This is a genomic window from Asaia prunellae JCM 25354 (assembly GCF_000613885.1).
GTDB lineage: Bacteria > Pseudomonadota > Alphaproteobacteria > Acetobacterales > Acetobacteraceae > Asaia > Asaia prunellae.
The window spans coordinates 94,808-115,542 of sequence record NZ_BAJV01000008.1; the positions used below are offsets into that span (position 1 = coordinate 94,808).

The following is a 20,735-nucleotide window of genomic DNA, read 5'->3' on the forward strand; positions in this document are numbered from 1 at the left end:
AGGTGTCAGTCAATCGTTACAGGGCGTGGCTCGGCAAACCGGGCCGTAATAATCGAGATTTCATACAGAAAGATCAGCGGAACGGCGAGGCCCACCTGCGTGATCACATCAGGGGGGGCCAGAACAGCAGCAATCACAAAGGCTCCGACAATGGCATAGCGGCGGAATTTCTTGAGCCCTGCTGCTGTCACGATCCCGACACGCGCAAGCAGCGTCAGCACCACGGGCAGTTCAAACGCCACGCCAAAAGCAAGAATCAGCTTCATGACCAGAGAGAGATAGTCTGAGACCTTGGCCTGCAATTCGATATGCATGCCGTGAGACCCTGCCGGAGCAGTCTGGAATGACAGGAAGAAACGCCAGGCAATCGGGAAAATGAAGTAATAGGCAAGCGTCGCGCCGACCAGAAACAGAACCGGTGTGGCAATCAGAAACGGAGCAAAAGCGCGCTTCTCGTTCCTGTAGAGGCCCGGCGCGATAAAAATCCAGGCCTGCATGGCGATGATCGGAAACGACAGAAAAGCTGCTCCGAAAAACGCGACACGCACATAGGTAAAAAACGCTTCCGAAAGCGCCGTATAAATAAGATGGGGCTCTTCACCCTGCTGACGCATGATCCGCGCCAGCGGGTCAGCGAGAAACAGGTAGATCTGCTCGGAAAAATGATAGCAGACCAGAAAGGCGATGATGAAAGCTGCGAGCGACCAGATGAGACGTTTGCGCAACTCGATCAGATGCTCAAGCAGCGGCATCGCCTTGTCGTCGAGAGAGTTATCATTCGTCATGGCGCGGTCGGACAGTCTGTCTGAAGATGGGTCACGTTCGGAGCGGCAGGCTCGGTCGTTGGCGGCGGCGGATCAAGTGCGACACGACGCCCGTTATGAATAACTCTCAGCGGTGGTATGACTGCGGGTGCATGCCATAGCTTCTGTTCATGATGCAGTCGGCGCGCGTGAGAGGGGGTATGATGGATGGACCCCGCGTTTCCTCAGGCTGGCGTTCGACAGGTTCTGTACTGGTGACTCCGGGGCCGCTCACAGGGATAACAGAGGGAGACGCAGTCCCTGTTCCGGGAGCTGATAATGAAGGCGGCGGCGTGAAATCGAGACTCTTGCTGATCGTCTGATCTGAATCGATAGTGCGGGCAATTCGATCACGGAAGTCGAAACGCTTGAGATCACGCAGATGATCACGGGCTTCCCCCAGATCAGCCTCACGGATCATTTCATCAACATGCCCTTGAAATTCTGACGCCATACGGCGCACGGCCTTGATGCCCCGACTGACAGCGCGAATGGCAGTCGGCATATCCTTGGGGCCGATGAAAACCAGCGCCACAACAACAATCAGCGCAATTTCCGACCAGCTGAAATCGAACATGTTCCCCACTCATCACAAAAGCCCGATTTATGGGGCGCCTATTTTATGCCCTGCTGGGTCACGATCCGTCCTGCCTGCGCGGCCGCATCAGGATCGAGCAGCAATTCATCCCGACGTGGAAGAGCACCAAGATCACTCAGGCCGAAACTGCTGAGAAAATGCGCCGAGGTTCCCCAGAGAATGGGCCGTCCCGGAACTTCCTTGCGCCCTTTTGGCATGATCAGTCCATCCTCGATCAGCGTGTCGAGCACGGTCTGACTTAGCGAAACGCCACGTATGCCCTCTATATCGGCGCGCGTGCAGGGCTGATGATAGGCGATGATCGCGAGCGTTTCCATGGCGGAACGGCTCAGACGGCGGGGTTTCTCAACAATACGCGTCAGAGCGGGTGCAATTTCAGAGCGGGTGCGAAACTGCCATCCTTTGGCAACGGCCACGAGTTCAACCGCATGATCTTCATAACGCAGGCGAATTTCAGCAAGCACCGGACCAAGTATATTCTCATCAGCACCCTGCGTAACCACAAACTGTCTGAGCGCATTTTCCGAAACCGGTTCGACACTGGCAAAAATCAGCCCTTCCACCAGCCGGGAGAGAGACGTCAGCGCATCCATTACTCTTCTTCCTTCTGTGGGGCCCTGAGCATGATTTCAGCAAAGACACCATCCTGCTTCAGTTCGACAGCGCCACTCTTGGCCATTTCGAGCCCTGCAACGAGTGCGCTGGCAAGAGCTGCGGCGCGCGCGCGAGGTGCCGTACTCTCTTGGGCGGGCAACAAAGAGGTCAGTTTCTGCCAGCCTGCGATCTCGCTGGCATTGAGCAGGCGCTGCAATGCCGAAACGGCTTCCGTCACGGTCCAGTAGCGCGGTCGGGGTGGTGCGTAGAAACGCTTGCGCCCCTTGCGGCGCGTCATGGCAAGATAGGCAGTGATCAGACCAACCATATCAACACGCAAACCGGAGCGATCGATCTGGGTCATGTCCTCGCCGCATCCTCTGGCAAAGACATGCTCGCCCAGACGGGGGCGATTATCCAGCCAAAGTGAAAGCCCGCGAATGGCCTCAAGTTCGAGCAGACGGCCCTGAAGGAGACCCGCGGCTTCCTCGGCCTCACCATCAGCTTCGTTTTCTGCTGGCAGAAGCAGACGGGATTTGAGCCAGGTCAGCCAGGCCGCCATGACCAGCCAGTCTGCAGCCAGTTCAAGCCGGATCTGACGGGCGCCTTCAACGAAAGCGAGATATTGCTCAACCAGTTGCAGGATAGAGATCTGTGCCAGATCAACCTTCTGGGCACGTGCCAGGTCGAGCAGAAGATCAAGCGGCCCTTCAAAACCGGTCAGGGACAGATGAGGCACGGTTTCCTGTGTCTCACCTGCCAGAAAAACGGAACCTCCCTCACCCATTGCTGTCAGAAGACCGCCGGTGTGCACGCGATGGATCGTGCATGCAGACGCACACAGAAAGCGCGCGCCGATTGTGATGAGTCAAACCCGCCTACACGCAGGCGATAAAAGACATGACCGTTGATTGTCTTCTGTTCGATAACAGGCTCACGTCCAGACAGAAGATCACTCGCCTGTTTTGAAAGCCGCGTCCAGGTCGCCCTGGCATCGGCATCGCTGCCCAGTGCCGCAAGCTGAACCATATGCCCGCCACTGTCATTTTTGGCAGCCGGTGTTGGCGCAGGCGCAGGCTTTGCTTCCTCCTTTTTCGGCGCGACCCTGGTCTCGGGCCTTGGCGTAAGCTCTTCAGGTCTGGGTGGCGCCGGTTCTGTCACCTTTTCCGGCGCTGCTTCTTTCGGCGCCGGTGGCGGGGATGCTGCAGGTGGCGTTGCGCTGGTCTGGGGCTGCGCAGCACTGTCTGTCCCGCTATCCACAGGAGCTTGTGTTGCAGCAGGTGCTGCCGGCGGCGTCTCGGGAGCTGTGCGTGCCGCCAGAGCCTCGGGGCGTGGCTGCTCGGGTTCGGGCGCAAGATGGGCCTCGCCCTGCCCTGACACGTCAAGATCGGTAGCATCACCCATGATCTGCATGCCGCCCGGATCGGCGGGCCGATCACGCACAGGACCAGGGGGCGGACCAATAACAGGGATGCCGCCAGAATGGCCGCCCAGCAGAGACCAGCCACCAACACCCACAACCAGAAGAGCCCCGAGCCCTACCGCACCGTAAACAAGACGACGCGTCATCACATCGGAGCCAAGCAGGGCGCTCAGTCCCCCGCCTGTTGCACTGCGACGACGGAAAACAGGCTCCTCATCATAATCGGCACTCAGACGCTCGCGCGGCGGCGACGTACGAGGATTCTCGCGCATCGGAGAAGACTCTGCCCCGTAAGAAGGGGGGCGCGTATCGGTGAAACGCGGATCATTGGCGCGTCGGTCACTGCCACCCGGCTGGCGAGGGCTCTCTTCCCCGGTCTGCCTGTCGTCGCGCCAGTCTGGCGTGTCGTCGTTCATCGCATCTCCTCAACCGGCTCGACGCCGAGAATGGCCAGACCACAACGCAGCACGCTGGCAACCGAGACCACAAGTGCGAGTTTGGCCAGACTCGCTGCCTTGTCATGTTCATGCAGGAAGCGCAGCGTCGTATCCTCTCGCCCCTTGTTCCACAAGGCATGGAAATCAGCTGCCAGTTCGCCGCAATAATAGGCAATGCGATGCGGCTCACGCGTCTGGGCCGCGCCCTCGACCACACGCGGGAAGGTCGAGAGACGACGCAGCACGGCAAGCTCGACATCAGACCCGAGACGGGACAGCTCTGCCCCTGTCAGAGAGGCGTCGGTTGTCACATCGGCACCGAACATCGCCTCGGCACTGCGCATGACCGAGCGACACCGTGCATGGGCATATTGCACGTAAAACACAGGGTTATCACGTGTCTGGGCCACGACCGCATCAAGGTCGAAATCCATCTGGGCGTCAGCCTTGCGTGTCAGCATGGTAAAACGCACAGCGTCACGCCCCACCTCGTCCAGCAGATCACGCAGTGTGACGAAGGTGCCGGCACGCTTGGACATGCGCACAGGCTCGCCGCCCTTCATGATGCGCACGATCTGGCACATCACAACCTCGAATCCCGTCTTGCCATCGGTCAGGGCGCTCACGGCAGCCCGCATACGAGAGACATAGCCGCCATGATCGGCGCCAAGCACGTCGATCAGCTCGTCGGCGTTCCGTGCCTTCTGGGCATGATAGCGATATCATTGGCAAAATAGGTGTTGCTGCCATCAGATTTGCGCAATGCACGGTCAACGTCGTCACCAAACTGCGTGGAGCGGAACAGGGTCTGGGGGCGCGGCTCCCAGTCTTCCGGTGTCTTGCCCTTGGGTGGCTCGAGCACGCTTCATAAAGAAGGCCCTTGGCGTCGAGTGCGTTGATCGCCTCATCAACCTGGCCGCTGGCAAGGGTTTCAGCTTCAGATGAGAAGACTTCGTGATTAATGCCCAGAAGCCCGAGATCAGTGCGGATCTCTTCCATCATGACCCTGAGAGTTGCAGTACGCACGATCTCGAACCAGACAGACGGGTCAGCGGGCTGGCCGGAGACATCAGCAAGGCTCTTGCCATGTTCGGCAGCGAGCGTCTCACCGACCGGAATCAGATACTCGCCCTGATACTGCAGGCCGGTGGGCGTAAGTGCAGAGAATGCTTCGACATCGACCTGCGTCCCGATGGCCTGCAGATAGCGCCAGTAAGCCGCCCAGGTAAGCGCAATAACCTGCGCGCCTGCATCGTTGATATAATATTCCTTGGTAACCCTGTGACCGGTCTTGGCCAGAAGATTGGCCAGCGCGTCACCTACAACAGCCCCGCGGCAGTGACCGACATGCATGGGCCCTGTCGGATTGGCCGAGACATATTCCACATTCACGCGACGGCCTGCACCGATGCGCGACTCACCAAAGCGCGGCCCCGCCTCAATGACAGAGCGCGCGACCGATTGCAGCACGTCGGGGCTGAGCGTCAGATTTACAAAACCGGGCCCTGCAGATTCTGCCTGGCAACACCGGGGAGTGCCGAAAGCAGCGGCACCAGATCTGCCGCAATATCGACCGGGCGACGACGGGCAAATTTCGATGCCAGAAGCGCCGCATTGGTGGCCATGTCTCCATGAGCCGCATCACGCGCGGGGGTAAGCTCGACACGTGCGGCGATCTCGTCCGGCAGATCCGCTACGACAGAACGCAACGCCTCTCGCACCTGCCCCTGATAACGGGCAAAAAGGCAATCGTGTGTGGGCGCTTGTGTATCGGACATGAGGGCCTTGCGTTCCTGACGTGGTTCTTGCTGCCTGTATCAACCCAGCATCGAGAGTTCCGTCAACCGTCGATGTTCATCCATCGCAAAACGATCAGTCATTCCTGCGATATAATCGGCCACAACACGACGCCGACCAGCCTCGTCCGAGGTCCTGGCTTTTTCGCGCCAGCCATCGGGTAACAGGCTCGGATCTTCAGATAATATCTCGAAAACGGCGGTTATCGCCAGGCGCGCCTTGCGCGTCATGCGGTTCACCTTCCAGTGACGATACATGCGCGCATAGAGAAACTTGCGGATCTCCTTGTTCTCTCGTGCAATGGTCTCGCTGAAGGCCACGACAGGCATGGGCGCATGGCGGATATCATCTGCCGATTCCGGCTTGAGGGCTTCTATATTGGCGCGGGTCTGCTGTGTCAGATCAGTGACCAGCACATTGATGACCTGCCGTATGGTCTCGTGCCGGATACGCCGTTCCCGTTCATAACGGTCATCCGCCCGGGCGCCTGCCATGGCGCGTTCGAGCGCAGGTCCCACGATGGGCAGGCCTGCAATATCATCAAGCGCGAGCAGACCGGCGCGCAAGCCATCGTCGAGATCATGGCCATGATAAGCGATATCGTCGGAAAGGGCCGCCACCTGTGCTTCTGCCGAAGCATAGCTGGCGAGATCGAGATGGTGCCGCTGGTCGTAGTCGAACAGATAGGACGTCGGACGTTTGACCGGCCCGTTATGCTTGGCAAGACCTTCAAGCGTTTCCCAGGTGAGGTTCAATCCGTCGAAAGCATGATAACGGCCTTCAAGATGGGTCACGAGGCGCAGCGACTGGGTGTTATGATCAAATCCGCCCCAGTCTTTCATGCAGAGCTTCAGGGCATCTTCGCCCGCATGACCAAAAGGCGTGTGACCAAGATCATGCGCCAGAGCCAACGCCTCGGTGAGATCCTCATCCAGCTTGAGCTGCCGTGCGACAGAGCGTGCGATCTGAGCCACTTCAAGCGAATGGGTCAGACGCGTGCGGAAGAAGTCACCCTCGTGATTGATGAAGACCTGCGTCTTGTATTGCAGGGTACGAAACCCGGCGGAATGGATCACACGATCACGGTCACGCTGCCAGGGTGAGCGCGTGGGGGCATCTTCTTCAGTATGAAGGCGGCCTCTCGCGGTCTCGCGACGCACGGCATAGGGGGCGACATCCTGGCTGATCATCATGTTTCTCCACATCGCCCGCTTTGAGCGGGCGCATTGCCGCATTATATGGGAAAAAATGAGCCAGACCACGCCCCCTTCCGCCGCGCCCTTTCCGGGCCGCTTTTCGGTCTCTGCCGGTGCCGCCGCCCGGATTTCGGAGATCATCTCGCAGCAGGCTGACCCGTCAGGGCTTGCCCTGCGCGTTGCGGTACTGGCCGGGGGATGCAACGGCTTCCAGTATCAGTTCAAACTCGACAGCGAGCGCGCCGCTGATGACGTGGTGATCGAACAGGATGGCGCCACGGTGCTGGTGGATCCGGTGAGCCTTGATCTGCTGGAAGGGGCTCAGCTTGAATTTGTGGACAAACTGATGGGTGCGCACTTCACGGTCAGCAACCCCAATGCCGCCTCATCCTGCGGTTGCGGCACCAGTTTCTCTCTGGCCTGACCGATCATGAGCTTCACTTTTGCCACCTGGAACGTCAATTCCATTCGCCAGCGCGAACGTCATGTTCTGGACTGGCTCGACCGCGTAAAACCTGACCTGCTCTGCCTGCAGGAACTGAAATGCGAGACGCATCTCTTTCCGGCGAGCTTTGCAGAAGCCGGCTACCATCCGGTCGTGGTAGGGCAGAAAGCCTATAACGGTGTCGCGATGCTGACGCGCAAACCGGCAGAAGTAACCAGCCTGAGCCTGCCCGGCTTCGAAAACGACGCTTCACGCTATGTCGAATTGCGACTGTCCGGCATGGTAATCGGCAATCTCTATCTGCCCAACGGCAATTCCGGCGGGGCTGCCGGTTTTGCCACAAAGCTCAATTTTCTTGACGCACTGGCCCAACGTGCGCGCGCACTTCTGGAGGCTGAAGAGGACTTCCTGTTCACGGGTGACTTCAATGTCTGCCCGACTGATGAGGATTATGCCCCCGGCGCGCTGAGCCCCGACGATGCCCTCCTGCGTCCTGAAAGCCGTGCGGGCTGGCACCGGCTGCTCTGGCTCGGGCTTACCGATGCGCTGCGTGCTATCCATCCTGCCGGTCGACACTACACATTCTATGACTACCAGAATGCCGCATTCCAGCGGAACTCAGGTTTGCGTATCGACCACGCCCTTCTCTCCCCCCGACTGGCAGAACGCCTTGTTTCGGTCATACCGGACCGGGATGAACGGGCGAAGGATCAGCCTTCGGATCATATTCCGCTGATCGTGACCCTGGCCTGAGCTCTGCGAGGATCTTCCAGAGGCGGATTGTTTCCTGACAAGCGCGACGCGCAAAAGCCCCAACGACACTGAGTCGGAGCTTTTGCTGCGGATCGGACACAGGTTTAGAGTGATATTTATCGGCCTGTGTTCGACGCTCTCCAGCGCATACGCTTTTCCTAGAGGCTTCCTTCAGCGAGTCTCTGAATATCGTCGTAAATCTCGTTCCACTCCTCGGTATCCACATCGAATAACCCAAGAAATTTCATATAGAACATACCCTCACTTGCGATGAAGGCGAGGCGGGCCTTTCTGTTGTCCCGCGTATTTGCGGCAAGCATCTCATATCTCTGCCGGTACCATTGGCGTGCTCTGCCGTTGGACTGTTCCTGTGCGAGAAGACCGGCGAGAACACTACATATCTTGCTATCCGGCTCTGAAAGCAGATTCCTCGCTGTCTCGACATGCGCCCTTATCTTGTCGCTCTCCGTGCCATTTTGGCCAGCTTTGCTGGAATAAGCCGCCTCCTCACGGGAAAACCATCTGTCGACGAGCGCCTCCGTCAACTCTTCTTTCGAGCCAAAGCAGGACTGCACGCCTCCCTTGGTGATTCCTGCCTCCTTCGCGACGGCTCCTATAGAAAAAGCGCCAATGCCTGCCGTCAAGATGACCCGCTCAGCCGCCTCAAGGACTTCGTTCCTGTCTATGGTTTTCGGACGTCCCACAATTGCTCCTTGCAATTAGAATACGATCGTATTAATACTCTCTCAACAATCTCCTGATCCTTCCCGGTCCGAGAGCTCAGTGCCGGTATCGAGCCATGAGGAAATCCGCGTTTCTTCATTCCGTCGAACCGAATGAAGAAACGCAGACAGAAGAAACGCAAATAAAAATCAGATCGTCCCAAACAAGCATTTTCGTAATGGAGTAAGCCATGCCCTATCTGAATGTCACTCCCGGCGTCCCTGCGCCTTACAAGGATGGAGGCGGTCTGTACATGCTGAATGGCGGTACAATTACCGTTGACACAGATCAGGGTCTTCTTGGTCTTCGAGATACGACCTCAACAAATTATGGCCATGTGGCTTCCGTGGCAGGAAATATTTATGTCCATTTCGACGAACGCGCATTTTACGCCAACCCTGTGAACAAGATATTCAAACTCGAGATAGAAAATACAAAACCCGTCGCTAACGTCACAATCAATTATCTGCTCTCCGGAACGGAGAAATCCGTAACTGCCTTGTGGAACGGAACGAAGACGATCATCACCTTTATTCTGGGTGATGGGCAGGGCCATTCAGTCACTCTGAACATCGGCATCCGCTTCAATTCACTGGGCCTCCCCGCTGGCAAGACGGTATCCTTCCCGACCGACAACAATAGCGGTCTAATCAAAATTGTCTGCTATGCCCGGGGGACCCGGATAGAAACACCAACCGGGGAGCGCCTCATCGAAGATCTCCGCGCTGGAGACGAGGTCATCACATATAAAGATCAAGGCAGAACGGCAGCTACCATCACCTGGGTCGGAACGCGTCGCGTGATCGCCACAGATGAAGCTGAAAAACTCGTTCGCGTCCGGAAAGATGCACTGCAATCCGGAGTACCGAACAGGGACCTGCTGATCACACCAGAGCATTGCCTCTTCATTGATGGCAGGCTCTTTCCTGTGCGCACGCTCGTCAATGGTCGTTCGATCGCGATCAGTAATGAGACTGAATTTGAGGTTTTCCATCTTGAGCTGGAAGAGCATTCGATCATTTTCGCTAATGGTGCGAGCTCCGAAAGCTTCCTTGATACAGGAAACAAACATCTCATGCTTGGCGAGAATGCGAGATCGCTGACTCTGGGCAATTCAGATACGGCATGCCGTATCTCTGCGGCGCCTATCTGCATCGCGCCAGAACAAATCAAACCTGTGCACGATGCTCTTGCCATGCGTGCTGCAATGCAAGACTACGCACCCGCCACGATACAGCCGACGATCACGCCTAATCCTGACCTCCATCTTGCTCTAGATAATCACAGGAAGATAAGGCCAGCGAGAATAAAAGACGGACAGTATATATTTTTCGTTCCTCATGACGTCGAGAGATTCTGGATTGTATCGAATATTTTTATACCGAGCCAATCTTATGGCCCGTGGTATGACGACCGACGTGAACTGGGAGTTCTTGTGGGAAAGATCAGCCTGTATAGCAGTACAGGACAGATCAATTACACAGAGCATCTCAAAAACCAGGAAATAGACGGTTGGCATGCCATAGAAACCAAAACTCACCGGTGGACGAACGGCCATGCGAGGCTGGATATCGGTCCAGATTTTCCGGATGAGAGAATAATGGATGCTGTGATGGTCATCTCTATCGAAGTTATTGCAACGGGCACTTATTTCACGCTGCCAGCGCATCCAGAGCACAGCCTGCCCCGCTTTTCCCGTCCGCAGGATTTGCTAACACGAGAGAATCCGTCTGCTGCCATAGCATCCCTCGTGGATCTGGTTATCAATCATGATCACCAGATCAGAAGTACGGCGATCCATGACAGTATTTAAACGCAGATAACATGTATGTAGGGCAATATCGGCTACAAAGCAGCTTCCTTCGTAGATTAGATCACTCGCATTGCTGGTGCGGCAAAGCGTCGAGGGAAGTCAGCTTACCGCTGAGCACATAATCGCCGAAATCAATCAGAAGATGATCTTCAATGCCATTGGTCCAGAGCACATCACTATAAGCAGAGTCCGGTAGTAAGGTCCCTGTCCCGGCACCAAAACTGGCGATTGAGACTGGGACGGCATCGCGACCGTGCAAGAGAGGGCTTGCCAGACTTGCCTCATGCGAGGCGAACACGCCCAGAGTCGCATAGGTTGGTATGCTCCCGGAGTCCGAGCTACCGTCGAACAGATCAAGAGCAAGATGAAGGGTCTTTCTGTGAGCAGCAGCCAGAAGGGCCTGGGTCTGCTGAACAGGAAAGACGGTCCGTGCTGGCAGGGTCACGTTTTTAGTCTGGGGCTTCGTATAATGTACGACAATCTCACCATGACGCTGACGCAGCGCCTCGCCAGCTGTCTCGCTTGTTACCTGACCATCTTGGCTCTGGATCGTGTGAAAGATCAGCCTGTGCGCTTTTTTGTCTTCAAGCGTAGCTGACTGGAAACTGACGCTGTTCGAACTGCCATCACCATTAACGATCTCGATATCAAGCTTCTGACTGACAGACCAGGCAGTACAGAGATCATGCAACTGATAGGTCGCAGAACCACTCGCACCGGCGAAGGCACCCGCCTTCAGGCGAGACAGGCTCAATGTATAAACGGCCTTGTGCGGTTGCAGGGCCTCTCCCCGCACAGCGAAAGGCAGGGCGAAGAGCCCTGCAAAAAAACCGGATAGAAACCGTTTCACGCCTGCCTGCCTTTCCGGCTCAGTCCTTCTGGACATTTGCCTTTGGTTTGGGCGGCAGAATGGCCAGAGAAAGCTCCTTCAGACGGGCAGGCTCAACCGGGGCCGGCGCTTCCATCATCAGGTCTTCACCACTCTGGTTGAGCGGGAAGAGAATAACCTCGCGAATATTCGGCTCATCGGCCAGCAGCATCACGATACGGTCCACGCCCGGTGCCGATCCACCATGTGGCGGGGCACCATAGCGGAAGGCGTTGAGCATGCCACCGAAACGGGCTTCGACCACATCCTCGCCATAGCCTGCAATGGCAAAGGCCCGGATCATGACTTCCGGCAGATGGTTACGGATCGCACCCGAAGACAGTTCGATGCCGTTACAGACGATATCGTACTGATAGGCCTTGATCGTCAGCGGATCCTGCGTATTCAGCGCCTCAAGCCCGCCCTGCGGCATGGAGAACGGGTTATGCGAGAAATCAACCTGACCCGTTTCCTCATTGCGCTCGAACATCGGAAAATCGACGATCCAGCAGAAACGGAAAGCGTCCTGCTCGATCAAATCGAGTTCCTGAGCGATGCGTGTGCGCACCTGCCCCGAGAACTTGGCCACGGCATCGCCTTCGCCTGCAGCAAAGAACACGGCGTCACCCGCCTTGAGGCCGCAGGCTTCACGAATGGCCTCGACGCGATCGGCTTCGAGATTCTTGGCAATCGGGCCCTTGCCACCATCTTCCTCGAAGATGATGTAGCCCAGACCACCAGCCCCGGCCTCACGCGCCCAGCTATTGAGCTTGTCGAAAAAGCCACGCGGGCGCGTTCCGGCACCGGGTGCGGGAATGGCGCGCACTTCGCCACCATTGGCAGCAATACGGGCGAACAGGCCGAAACCGGAATTGGCGAAAGCTTCGGTGACCGTGCTGATCAGCAGCGGATTGCGCAGATCAGGCTTGTCAGAACCATACAGACGCATCGCCTCATCGTAGGGAATACGCTTGAATGGTGCGGTATCAACCTTGCGTCCCTTGCCGAATTCGGCAAACAGCCCGCTCAGTACGTCTTCAAGCACAGCGAACACGTCTTCCTGCGTCGCGAAGGCCATTTCAAAATCGAGCTGATAGAACTCGCCGGGGCTACGATCGGCGCGTGAGGCCTCATCACGGAAGCATGGCGCGATCTGGAAATAACGGTCAAAGCCCGCCACCATGGCCAGCTGCTTGAACTGCTGCGGTGCCTGCGGCAGGGCATAGAACTTGCCGGGGTGCAGACGCGCCGGGACAAGGAAGTCGCGCGCGCCTTCTGGCGAAGACGCCGTAAGGATCGGCGTCTGGAACTCGGTGAAGCCGTGACCGATCATGCGCGAGCGCATGGAGGCAATAACCGCTGAACGCAGGCGGATATTCGCCGCCATCTTCTCACGGCGCAGGTCGAGATAGCGATATTTGAGACGCAGATCCTCGGGGTAATTCTCGCTGCCAGCCACCTGGAAAGGCAGGACAGCAGCATGCGAACGCACCTCGATCTCCCGGGCCCGCAATTCAATCGCACCAGTCGGCAGATGCGGGTTACGCTGGCCTTCCTCGCGTGCAACCACGTCGCCCGTGACCGTGATCACGCTTTCGACGCGCAGACGCTCGACGATGTCCAGAAGATCAGTGCCAGAAGGAATAACGATCTGCGTCATGCCGGTCTGGTCGCGCAGATCGATAAAGAGAAGCCCACCGTGATCGCGCTTGCTGTGAACCCAGCCTGACAGACGAACGGTCTGGCCGGCGTCGCTCTCGCGCAGGGCGCTACAGCTATGAGTGCGATAGGGATGCATGGGCGTCTTCCTGATTCGTAACCTCGGGGGCGCAGGGGACGAACCCCTGCCAATGGAGCGCAGGAAGCCGCTCCACCCCTTCCCTGTCAAGCATCGTCGAAGGTTACAGCCGCCTTGCACATCTCTTTTGGGCGACCTGCTGCCGCCAGAGCCAGTGTTTTGCCACTCTCATCGACATAATGTGCTGTAAAATCGAAGCTCCTGGCATCGCCATCAATCTCGACATGATCAAATGGCGCGGGCCAGCCGAGATATTCGATCTTGCGGTCATATTGCTGCGTCCAGAACCAGGGTGTCGACAAGGTGCTAGCCGGTAGTCCGAGCATGGCACGCGTCGCAATGCGGGCCTGAATCTGCGCCGTACGCCAATGCTCAATGCGGTACCGCTTGCCCTCATGGTCTACGCTGGCAATGTCGCCTGCCGCGTAGATATGAGGGGCAAAACACATGGTCTCATCCACCTCGATTCCACCATCATCCGCACGGGCATAGGCTGACAGATAATCGAGAGCCGGTTCGGCACCGATACCGGCAATCACCAGATCCGCTGTGATTTCACTCCCGTCTTCCAGTGTAACGGACTGAACACGATCGGCTCCGTTGATCGTCTTGACGCTGCATGATGGAATAAAGGCTACGCCCTTACCTTCATGAAGGCTCCGCATCTCGGTGCCGATCTCACGGCCAAGCTGCTTTTCAAAGGGGAGTTCTGTCTTCGAGACAACGGTTACGCCCGCCCCTCGCTTGCGCAGGCAGGCCGCAGCTTCCATGCCGATAAATCCTGAGCCGATCACAACGACGCTTGTTGTTTCCGACACCGATGCAGCGATCGCGCGTACATCTCCTGCACTGCGTAGCGTATGAACGCCTTCAAGCGTACTGCCTGGCAGATCGAGCCCGCGCGCTCTGGACCCGCTTGCCAGAAGGATATGGTCAGGGGTCACCGGCTCACCCTGCTCGAGGGTAACCGTTCTGGTTTCGGTGTCGAGACTGACAACACGATCGATCACACGTTCTATCCGATGATCCTGATACCAGCTTTCAGGCCGTAAAGCCGGAGGGGTTGCTTCCGGATCGGCGTTGGCAAGGGTCATCTTGCTGAGCGCCGTTCGGTCATAAGGGAGATCACTTTCAGGCCCGATCAGAAGAATACGACCGGCAAAACCTTCCTCACGCAGTGTCACGCTTGCCGCAATCGCCGCGGCTCCTGCGCCGACAATCGCGATCACCTCGTGCTGACGCATTGGTGCCGGTGCCTCACGCTTGATGGCCACTTTGCCCACAAGAACACGCCCGTCATGCAATTCGACCGGATAACGCGCCAGAGGATCGAGCGCCGGGGGCTCGATCAACCGCCCGGTTTCTGCCGAGAAACTGGCCTTGTGCCACGGGCAGACAAGCTGCACATCGCCATGACGGGTCTTGCAGGCGACACCCTGCTCCATGGGCGCACCCTTGTGGGGGCATTTTCCGTCAAAGGCGCGCACTTCATCGCCTTCACGGTACAGAACAAGAGCTTTGTCTCCAATGCTTACGGGCGTGATCGCGCCGTCCTGAAGCTCACCAAAAGCAAGAACATCGGTCCAGTCCATCAACTCTGCGCACATATGCCCGTCCATCCACTCTCTGTATTCGACATGCAGAGGTAACGTGACGGAAGGACTAGGGTTGGAACCTGTGCAAAGGCTTTTCGTCAGAGATCCCTGGATAAGCTACAGACAGTATGCTCAGGCAGCAGCAATTCCCTGATTGATCAGCCAGTCCTGAATTCCCGGATTGGTACGCCCGAAGGAAAGCGGCGTAACACTCACATGATTGGCTGCAATGGCTGCTGTCTCCGTGCCCTCATCATCGCCTGCATGATCACGCTGAAGATGCAGCCAGTGATAGGACAAGCGTCGCATATCATCGCGGGTGGCGACCTCGATATCACGCAAAAAGCCACGGCCTTGCGTGGTAGCCTTCAGAGCCCCCGCTTCTTCTGGCGCGCAATCAGGAAAATTCACGTTCAGACAGGCGGGTTCAGGCAAGGGGCGACTGGCAAGCGTGGCGATGATATCCGGCGCCAGTGCCCTTGCCGTCGCCCATGGGACTTCCCTGCCGCGACCAAAACTCTGGCTGAGAGCAATAGCCGGCAGCCCCAGAAGCATTGCCGTCATGGCAGCCCCTACAGTGCCCGAAAACATGGTCTCCACGCCCAGATTAGCGCCACGGTTTATGCCTGAAAGAACCAGTGTCGGCTGGGCATCACGCAGGATGTGGCGCGCAGCAATCGCAACGCAGTCACCCGGCGTACCATTGACCGCAAAGCGTTTCGTTCCGTGCTGATGGACGCGCAACGGATCATGAAGGCTGAGTGCGTGAGAGATACCGCTCTGGTCCTGAGAAGGAGCAACCACCCAGACATCATCACTCAGCTGTGACGCCACCTCATGCAACACGGCAAGCCCCGGTGCATCGATCCCGTCATCATTGGTCAGCAATACGCGACGAAACATCGACTCTGTCATATAGAATACTCCCTGGACCGCAACGCGTTGCCTGTCGCGTATGGTCCAACACACCAGATACGGCACCGGCAACAGAAAGGGTCAGCGCAAAAAAGAAAACCCGGCTCAGAGGCCGGGTTTTCACAAACAGGTATCACAAGCCTGTCAGAGTCTGTGTCGGACCTGACGAGAAGTCAGAAGGAATCATCCCCCAGCCACCGCCACTGTCACCACCCCAGTCACCGCCGCCGCCGTTGCCCCAGTCATTGGCATCGTAGTTCTGCCCGGCATCCTCACCATTCCCCGCAAACGGGTCGTTGCCGGCACCATCTCCATAATTATTGTTGATGATGGTCTCGCCACTCCCAATGCCTCCGGCACCATGATGACCTGAAAAGAGACTCTCAATGGCGTTCGCTGCCAGCATACCGCCTGCAACGCCTGTCGCCGTGGTCAGGGCCGAACCCAGAAAACCTGTACCGCGCTGCTGGAACATGCCGGGCGCATAACCGGGAGGAAGATTGGCCTGCGGCGGCGGGGCGTAGCCCTGACCATAACCCTGACCATAACCCTGCTGCGGCTGACCGCCCCATCCTGGTGGCGGACCTGCCTGCTGCTGACGATTGCCACCGCCACCGAACAGCCCCCCGAAGAGACCGCCACCACCCTGCGGGCGCTGCTGCTGGGCCTGCTGGAGCTGTGACTGCGCCTGCTGGAGCTGGAATTCGAGCTGTCGGATGCGATTTTGCGCTTCTGCCAGCGCCACTTCCTGCACAACCGCCATCTGCGTCACACGGTAGCGGGCCTCCGGATATTTCTGGAAATTCTCTGCTATCCAGCGATCCGCCTCCGGATCGACGGGCGGCAGAGTGGCCGGGGTCTGAGAGCCGCCGAACCCGCTATTCGGCGCGCCGCCGACACGGGCGACGAACTGCGAAATAAGATCACGCTCTTGCTGGTTCATGGGGATGACTCTCCATCCGGTCAGAATGATATTGCTCTATAATGTGGCTGGCGGTCGCAAGAGTTGCAAGAGGGCACCAGTCTGCCTTGCCTGACATTGGTCAGGAGCTACCAGAGCTATTATATCCGGTCAGAAGACACGACGACTTCATGACAGGAATTCATGATTGATGATTGACATTCAGCCTCTGGCCATATTGCGCGAGATCCATCGCACCGGAAGTCTGACACAGGCCGCCGAGCAGCTTTGCCTGACACAATCAGCCGTCAGTCATGCCATTCGCCGGTTTGAAGAGCGGCACAGCGTCAAGCTGCTGGAGCGCGAAGGGCATAAGCTGCGCTTCACTCTGGCCGGCACCTATCTGCTCGACCTCGCCCAGCGGGTTCTTCCCCAGCTTGAACATGGTGCGGGGGTACTTGAGGATTATGCCCGTGGCCGTCGCGGCTCCATCCGTATTGGCATGGAATGTCATCCCTGTCAGGACTGGCTCATGCAGGTTGTGGATCCGTTCCTTTCTGCCTGGCCCGATGTGGAACTCGATGTTACGACAGCCTTCCAGTTTGGCGGGCTGACGGCACTGCTCGGCACGAGATCGATATTCTCGTGACCCCGGATCCCATGGAGCGCCCGGAACTCCTGTTCACGCCTGTTTTTGATTACGAGCTCGTTCTTGCGGTGGCCGAGACGCACCCTCTGGCACAGAAGCATCATATCGACCCCAAGGACCTAGCGACCGAAACGCTGATTACCTACCCCGTCTCACGCGAACGGCTCGATATCTACACGCGCTTTCTTGTTCCCGCTCACGCCGCACCACATCGTCACCGCACAGTCGAGACGACCGATCTGATGTTGCGCCTGGTGGCCTCGGGTCGCGCCGTGAGCGCCACCCCGGACTGGCTGCTCCGCAAGGTAAAGGGCGTAAAAGGTATCCGGATCGGGGATGGCATTCTCAAATCCATCCATCTGGGGCATCGCGCGGGCCTGGCCCCATCTTATCTGGATGGCTTTATCCGGCTTGCAGCAACTGTCGAGATCTAGGGCCGGGCACCCCATCCAGAACATGACAAAAAGTCATGTTATAACGATATATAATCATTTGTGTTCATGCATTGCTGTGCTGGATAACCGGGGCTCGCTCGCACCGCGCGGCGGCACGAAGCACGTGGCGCGGAAAACAGGATCCAGAACGGGATACCCGCCCCCCATGACCAACGATTTCGCTTTTACGATTAAACAGCTGCGCTTTGACGAGCATTACGCTCCCGCTCCCGGCACCAGGCTGACCACCAATTTCGCCAATCTTGCAAGAGGAGAGTCCCGTCAGGACAATCTGCGCGCAGCCCTGCAGATGATTGATCAGCGGTTCAACGATCTCGCGGAATGGGACAACCCTGATGGGACACGCTACACGCTTTCGCTTGATATCGTTTCCATCGAAATGACTGTTGCAGGCTCACGCGAAAGCTTTCCGGCGATCGAATTGCTCCAGACGACCATATTTGACCGCACTACAGGCAAGCACCTCGACGGCATCATGGGCAATAATTTCTCATCCTATGTGCGCGACTATGATTTCAGCGTGGTTTTGCCCGAGCATAATCGCGGGCGTGACGGGTTCTCCGTTCCGGAAGATTTCGGTGTGCTGCATGGCAGCCTCTTTCAGACCTTCATTGCCTCGAAGAGCTATCAGGATCATTTCAGAAAACCCCCGGTGATCTGCCTGAGCGTATCAGAAAACAGGATCTATACACGCACCACCAACCGGCATCCCGTGCTGGGAGTCGAATATACGCCCGATCAGGCTTCACTGACCGAGCGTTATTTCGGCCGGATGGGCATGCAGGTCCGTTACTTCATGCCGCCTGGCGCGAAGGCGCCTCTGGCCTTCTATTTCTTCGGCGATTTGCTGAATGACTACACCCCGCTCGAACTGATCAGCACAATCAGCACGATGGAAACCTTTCAGCGCATTTACCGTCCTGAAATCTACAATGCGAATTCTGCGGCGGCCGCTCAGTACAGGCCCAGCCTCAAACAGAGCGATTATTCAAACACGCGTATCATTTACGACCGCGAGGAGCGTACGCGCCTTGCCATCGAGCAGGGCCAATTTGCGGGTGAACATTTCATCGCCCCTCACCGCGCCTTTCTCGAGCAATGGGTAACCCGGCGCGCAGCCTGACTCCCTCGACCGAACACTGATCCTTCTTTTCCGGAACGTCACACCTATGACCAAGCTCCTTCCCACCGCCACTGCGGGCAGCCTGCCCAAACCCTCATGGCTCGCCGAGCCGGAAAAACTCTGGTCTCCCTGGAAGATGGAAGGGGATGCCCTGATCGAGGCGAAGCAGGACGCGCTGAGAGTCTCGCTGCTCGAGCAGCAGGTTGCCGGGGTCGATATTGTCAGCGATGGCGAGCAGACACGCCAGCATTTCGTGACGACCTTCATCGAGCATCTTGCTGGCGTGGATTTTGAGAAGCGCGAGACGGTCACGATCCGCAACCGCTACGAGGCCAGTGTACCGACCGTTGTAAGTGCCGTCGCACGCGAGAAGCCTGTTTTTGTCGAAGACGCGAAATTCCTGCGCCAGCAGACAAAGACCCCTATCAAATGGGCGCTCCCTGGCCCCATGACGATGATCGATACGCTCTATGATGCCCATTACAAGAGCCGCGAGAAGCTGGCCTGGGAATTTGCCGCCATTCTCAACGCAGAGGCGAAAGAGCTGGAACAGGCCGGTGTCGATATCATCCAGTTCGACGAGCCTGCGTTCAATGTGTTTTTTGATGAGGTGAATGACTGGGGCATCGCCACACTCGAGCGCGCCATTGAAGGGCTCAAATGCCAGACCGCCGTGCATATCTGCTATGGCTACGGCATCAAGCCAATACGGACTGGAAAAAGACGCTTGGCCATGAGTGGCGCCAGTATGAGCGCACCTTCCCCAGGCTTCAGGCCTCGGCGATCGATATGGTTTCGCTGGAATGCCAGAACTCGCATGTACCAATGGAACTGATCAAATTGCTGCGTGGCAAGAAGGTGATGGTGGGCGCGATCGATGTGGCCAGCAACCGGATCGAAACGCCGGAAGAAGTTGCCGCAACGCTGCGCAAAGCGCTGCAATTCGTCGACGCGGAAAATCTCTGCCCCTGCACCAATTGCGGCATGGCTCCGCTCTCGCGCACTGTGGCCAGAGGCAAGCTCAAGGCGCTGGCCGCCGGCGCCGAGATCGTCCGCAAGGAACTGACCTGCTCCTGATCAGAGCTACCATATGGCTATTGCCGCCAAAATCTGTCGGCCCACGGCTGCTATTGGCCCTTCCATCCTGCGAGGGCTGCTCGGCGTCCCGAAAAGCTGGATAGCGCCATCATGTAACCCCGCTTAGTCTAGAGTCCCTGTACCAAAAACCGTCATGCATGTGTCAGTCAGCCTCCCAATGCTTGAGGGTTCACTTACCCACCCTCCTGTAGCGAAAAAGGCAACACTCCCTCTTTTTCGCTCATAAGAGAGATAAGCCCCTTGTCCCCCCAAATCCGCAAGATGGAGCTCGGATTCCTGGAATCTCAGATTAAACCGTCGCATTGCAACCGATAGCGTAGCGCAGGTATCGATCTTCGGAAGATACAGTATGATTCTGTCAATGAGTCCAGGCTTGAGGACAATAATTTCGATGCTGTCGATTTTATAGCCGTCCGATGTCGCGAGACCACGCATGCTGCACCGCCTGTCGGTACAGGATGGCACCGACTCAGTCTCGTAGAGACGGGCAAGGTTGATCTCTTCAGGCCGTTTCCATGAATAGACGAGATCAAGTATCTGTCCGAGCGTCGCTCTGACCGGAACCGGCCCGGTGTTCGGGGCCGGCTGTGCCTGAGCACTGGCCGGAGCCAGAACGGCGAGACAGAAAATCGCAAACTGCGGTTTCAATAAGAATGGCAATATTTTGCTCATGGCATTTTCCATAGTCCTCCGTTTCTTTTTCGCCTGAGCTTTTTACAGAAATACTTCAGAGACAAACCACAAGGGCGTT

At 57.4% G+C, this 20,735-nt stretch carries 22 protein-coding genes and 1 pseudogene; 7 read left to right on the forward strand and 16 right to left on the reverse strand.

The window, feature by feature from the left end; translation table 11 throughout:
* Nucleotides 1-5: 5 nt before the first annotated feature.
* From tatC to JCM25354_RS08295, 9 genes are all read right to left on the reverse strand, one after another.
* On the reverse strand, nt 6-785 hold the full coding sequence (gene tatC, locus JCM25354_RS08265; RefSeq protein WP_035447072.1) for a twin-arginine translocase subunit TatC: 780 nt from the start codon (nt 783-785) through the stop codon (nt 6-8).
* A 106-nt stretch (nt 786-891) separates the two neighbouring features.
* Nucleotides 892-1,380: a Sec-independent protein translocase protein TatB gene (tatB, locus tag JCM25354_RS17640; protein ID WP_084294682.1), complete on the reverse strand. Its 489-nt coding sequence runs from the start codon at nt 1,378-1,380 to the stop codon at nt 892-894.
* 38 nt (nt 1,381-1,418) lie between these two features.
* Nucleotides 1,419-1,994: an SMC-Scp complex subunit ScpB gene (gene scpB, locus JCM25354_RS08275; RefSeq protein WP_025885666.1), complete on the reverse strand. Its 576-nt coding sequence runs from the start codon at nt 1,992-1,994 to the stop codon at nt 1,419-1,421.
* On the reverse strand, nt 1,994-2,782 hold the full coding sequence (locus JCM25354_RS08280; RefSeq protein WP_051537315.1) for a segregation and condensation protein A: 789 nt from the start codon (nt 2,780-2,782) through the stop codon (nt 1,994-1,996). Before JCM25354_RS08280 ends, scpB begins: the two co-directional genes overlap by 1 nt.
* A gap of 5 nt (nt 2,783-2,787) precedes the next feature.
* Nucleotides 2,788-3,834: an SPOR domain-containing protein gene (locus JCM25354_RS08285; protein WP_025885668.1), complete on the reverse strand. Its 1,047-nt coding sequence runs from the start codon at nt 3,832-3,834 to the stop codon at nt 2,788-2,790.
* A complete protein-coding gene (locus JCM25354_RS23015) occupies nt 3,831-4,394 on the reverse strand; it encodes a DALR anticodon-binding domain-containing protein (protein WP_279379559.1) in 564 nt (187 codons plus the stop codon). Before JCM25354_RS23015 ends, JCM25354_RS08285 begins: the two co-directional genes overlap by 4 nt.
* Entirely contained in the window at nt 4,357-5,325 is a 969-nt protein-coding gene (argS, locus tag JCM25354_RS23020; protein WP_279379560.1) for an arginine--tRNA ligase domain-containing protein, read from the reverse strand. Before argS ends, JCM25354_RS23015 begins: the two co-directional genes overlap by 38 nt.
* A gap of 20 nt (nt 5,326-5,345) precedes the next feature.
* Nucleotides 5,346-5,633 carry a hypothetical protein gene (locus JCM25354_RS23025; RefSeq protein ID WP_279379561.1) on the reverse strand — a complete coding sequence of 96 codons (288 nt, stop codon included), beginning with the start codon at nt 5,631-5,633 and terminating at the stop codon, nt 5,346-5,348.
* Between the two features lie 39 nt (nt 5,634-5,672).
* On the reverse strand, nt 5,673-6,842 hold the full coding sequence (locus tag JCM25354_RS08295) for a deoxyguanosinetriphosphate triphosphohydrolase (protein WP_035447074.1): 1,170 nt from the start codon (nt 6,840-6,842) through the stop codon (nt 5,673-5,675).
* Nucleotides 6,843-6,900: 58 nt separating this feature from the next.
* Here JCM25354_RS08295 and erpA point away from each other — a divergent pair, with 58 nt between their 5' ends.
* Together erpA and xth are read left to right on the forward strand one after the other, a co-directional pair.
* A complete protein-coding gene (gene erpA / locus JCM25354_RS08300) occupies nt 6,901-7,272 on the forward strand; it encodes an iron-sulfur cluster insertion protein ErpA (RefSeq protein WP_035447137.1) in 372 nt (123 codons plus the stop codon).
* Between the two features lie 6 nt (nt 7,273-7,278).
* Nucleotides 7,279-8,046 carry an exodeoxyribonuclease III gene (xth, locus tag JCM25354_RS08305; RefSeq protein ID WP_025885671.1) on the forward strand — a complete coding sequence of 256 codons (768 nt, stop codon included), beginning with the start codon at nt 7,279-7,281 and terminating at the stop codon, nt 8,044-8,046.
* Nucleotides 8,047-8,204: 158 nt separating this feature from the next.
* Here xth and JCM25354_RS08310 read toward each other — a convergent pair whose 3' ends face one another.
* Nucleotides 8,205-8,750: a TetR/AcrR family transcriptional regulator gene (locus tag JCM25354_RS08310; RefSeq protein WP_025885672.1), complete on the reverse strand. Its 546-nt coding sequence runs from the start codon at nt 8,748-8,750 to the stop codon at nt 8,205-8,207.
* 209 nt (nt 8,751-8,959) lie between these two features.
* Between JCM25354_RS08310 and JCM25354_RS08315 the strand changes: the two genes are divergently transcribed.
* The gene (locus JCM25354_RS08315; protein ID WP_025885673.1) at nt 8,960-10,582 is read left to right on the forward strand and encodes a Hint domain-containing protein; all 1,623 of its coding nucleotides are present in this window, start codon (nt 8,960-8,962) and stop codon (nt 10,580-10,582) included.
* A 61-nt stretch (nt 10,583-10,643) separates the two neighbouring features.
* On the opposite strand, the gene JCM25354_RS08320 is transcribed toward JCM25354_RS08315, so the two are convergent.
* The 5 genes from JCM25354_RS08320 to JCM25354_RS08340 all read right to left on the reverse strand — a co-directional run bounded on the left by JCM25354_RS08320 (nt 10,644) and on the right by JCM25354_RS08340 (nt 16,701).
* Nucleotides 10,644-11,432 (reverse strand): EipB family protein, encoded by a 789-nt coding sequence (locus JCM25354_RS08320; protein ID WP_025885674.1) that lies wholly within the window; start codon nt 11,430-11,432, stop codon nt 10,644-10,646.
* 19 nt (nt 11,433-11,451) lie between these two features.
* Nucleotides 11,452-13,248 (reverse strand): aspartate--tRNA ligase, encoded by a 1,797-nt coding sequence (aspS, locus tag JCM25354_RS08325; RefSeq protein WP_025885675.1) that lies wholly within the window; start codon nt 13,246-13,248, stop codon nt 11,452-11,454.
* 86 nt (nt 13,249-13,334) lie between these two features.
* Nucleotides 13,335-14,867: an FAD-dependent oxidoreductase gene (locus JCM25354_RS08330; protein WP_035447077.1), complete on the reverse strand. Its 1,533-nt coding sequence runs from the start codon at nt 14,865-14,867 to the stop codon at nt 13,335-13,337.
* A gap of 108 nt (nt 14,868-14,975) precedes the next feature.
* Nucleotides 14,976-15,758: a 5'/3'-nucleotidase SurE gene (surE, locus tag JCM25354_RS08335; protein ID WP_025885677.1), complete on the reverse strand. Its 783-nt coding sequence runs from the start codon at nt 15,756-15,758 to the stop codon at nt 14,976-14,978.
* Between the two features lie 133 nt (nt 15,759-15,891).
* The gene (locus tag JCM25354_RS08340; protein ID WP_025885678.1) at nt 15,892-16,701 is read right to left on the reverse strand and encodes a DUF2076 domain-containing protein; all 810 of its coding nucleotides are present in this window, start codon (nt 16,699-16,701) and stop codon (nt 15,892-15,894) included.
* Nucleotides 16,702-16,870: 169 nt separating this feature from the next.
* Here JCM25354_RS08340 and JCM25354_RS22445 point away from each other — a divergent pair, with 169 nt between their 5' ends.
* From JCM25354_RS22445 to JCM25354_RS17655, 4 genes and pseudogenes are all read left to right on the forward strand, one after another.
* A complete protein-coding gene (locus tag JCM25354_RS22445; RefSeq protein WP_243443972.1) occupies nt 16,871-17,308 on the forward strand; it encodes a LysR family transcriptional regulator in 438 nt (145 codons plus the stop codon).
* Nucleotides 17,305-17,742, forward strand: a complete 438-nt coding sequence (locus JCM25354_RS22450; RefSeq protein WP_243443973.1) for a LysR substrate-binding domain-containing protein — start codon at nt 17,305-17,307, stop codon at nt 17,740-17,742. Before JCM25354_RS22445 ends, JCM25354_RS22450 begins: the two co-directional genes overlap by 4 nt.
* A 166-nt stretch (nt 17,743-17,908) precedes the next feature.
* Nucleotides 17,909-18,886 carry a putative oxygenase MesX gene (locus JCM25354_RS08350; protein WP_025885679.1) on the forward strand — a complete coding sequence of 326 codons (978 nt, stop codon included), beginning with the start codon at nt 17,909-17,911 and terminating at the stop codon, nt 18,884-18,886.
* A 46-nt stretch (nt 18,887-18,932) separates the two neighbouring features.
* Nucleotides 18,933-19,963 (forward strand): annotated as a pseudogene (locus JCM25354_RS17655) (methionine synthase).
* Between the two features lie 123 nt (nt 19,964-20,086).
* On the opposite strand, the gene JCM25354_RS08360 reads toward JCM25354_RS17655, so the two are convergent.
* Nucleotides 20,087-20,656, reverse strand: a complete 570-nt coding sequence (locus JCM25354_RS08360) for a hypothetical protein (protein WP_148301447.1) — start codon at nt 20,654-20,656, stop codon at nt 20,087-20,089.
* Between the last annotated feature and the right edge of the window lie 79 nt (nt 20,657-20,735).

Coding starts and splice junctions, on each gene's coding strand:
- tatC (WP_035447072.1), bottom strand. CDS start 785: ATGACGAATGATAACTCTCTCGACGACAAGGCGATGCCGCTGCTTGAG.
- tatB (WP_084294682.1), bottom strand. CDS start 1,380: ATGTTCGATTTCAGCTGGTCGGAAATTGCGCTGATTGTTGTTGTGGCG.
- scpB (WP_025885666.1), bottom strand. CDS start 1,994: ATGGATGCGCTGACGTCTCTCTCCCGGCTGGTGGAAGGGCTGATTTTT.
- JCM25354_RS08280 (WP_051537315.1), bottom strand. CDS start 2,782: ATGGGTGAGGGAGGTTCCGTTTTTCTGGCAGGTGAGACACAGGAAACC.
- JCM25354_RS08285 (WP_025885668.1), bottom strand. CDS start 3,834: ATGAACGACGACACGCCAGACTGGCGCGACGACAGGCAGACCGGGGAA.
- JCM25354_RS23015 (WP_279379559.1), bottom strand. CDS start 4,394: ATGTCCAAGCGTGCCGGCACCTTCGTCACACTGCGTGATCTGCTGGAC.
- JCM25354_RS23025 (WP_279379561.1), bottom strand. CDS start 5,633: ATGTCCGATACACAAGCGCCCACACACGATTGCCTTTTTGCCCGTTAT.
- JCM25354_RS08295 (WP_035447074.1), bottom strand. CDS start 6,842: ATGATCAGCCAGGATGTCGCCCCCTATGCCGTGCGTCGCGAGACCGCG.
- erpA (WP_035447137.1), top strand. CDS start 6,901: ATGAGCCAGACCACGCCCCCTTCCGCCGCGCCCTTTCCGGGCCGCTTT.
- xth (WP_025885671.1), top strand. CDS start 7,279: ATGAGCTTCACTTTTGCCACCTGGAACGTCAATTCCATTCGCCAGCGC.
- JCM25354_RS08315 (WP_025885673.1), top strand. CDS start 8,960: ATGCCCTATCTGAATGTCACTCCCGGCGTCCCTGCGCCTTACAAGGAT.
- aspS (WP_025885675.1), bottom strand. CDS start 13,248: ATGCATCCCTATCGCACTCATAGCTGTAGCGCCCTGCGCGAGAGCGAC.
- JCM25354_RS08330 (WP_035447077.1), bottom strand. CDS start 14,867: ATGGACGGGCATATGTGCGCAGAGTTGATGGACTGGACCGATGTTCTT.
- surE (WP_025885677.1), bottom strand. CDS start 15,758: ATGACAGAGTCGATGTTTCGTCGCGTATTGCTGACCAATGATGACGGG.
- JCM25354_RS08340 (WP_025885678.1), bottom strand. CDS start 16,701: ATGAACCAGCAAGAGCGTGATCTTATTTCGCAGTTCGTCGCCCGTGTC.
- JCM25354_RS22445 (WP_243443972.1), top strand. CDS start 16,871: ATGATTGACATTCAGCCTCTGGCCATATTGCGCGAGATCCATCGCACC.
- JCM25354_RS08350 (WP_025885679.1), top strand. CDS start 17,909: ATGACCAACGATTTCGCTTTTACGATTAAACAGCTGCGCTTTGACGAG.
- JCM25354_RS08360 (WP_148301447.1), bottom strand. CDS start 20,656: ATGAGCAAAATATTGCCATTCTTATTGAAACCGCAGTTTGCGATTTTC.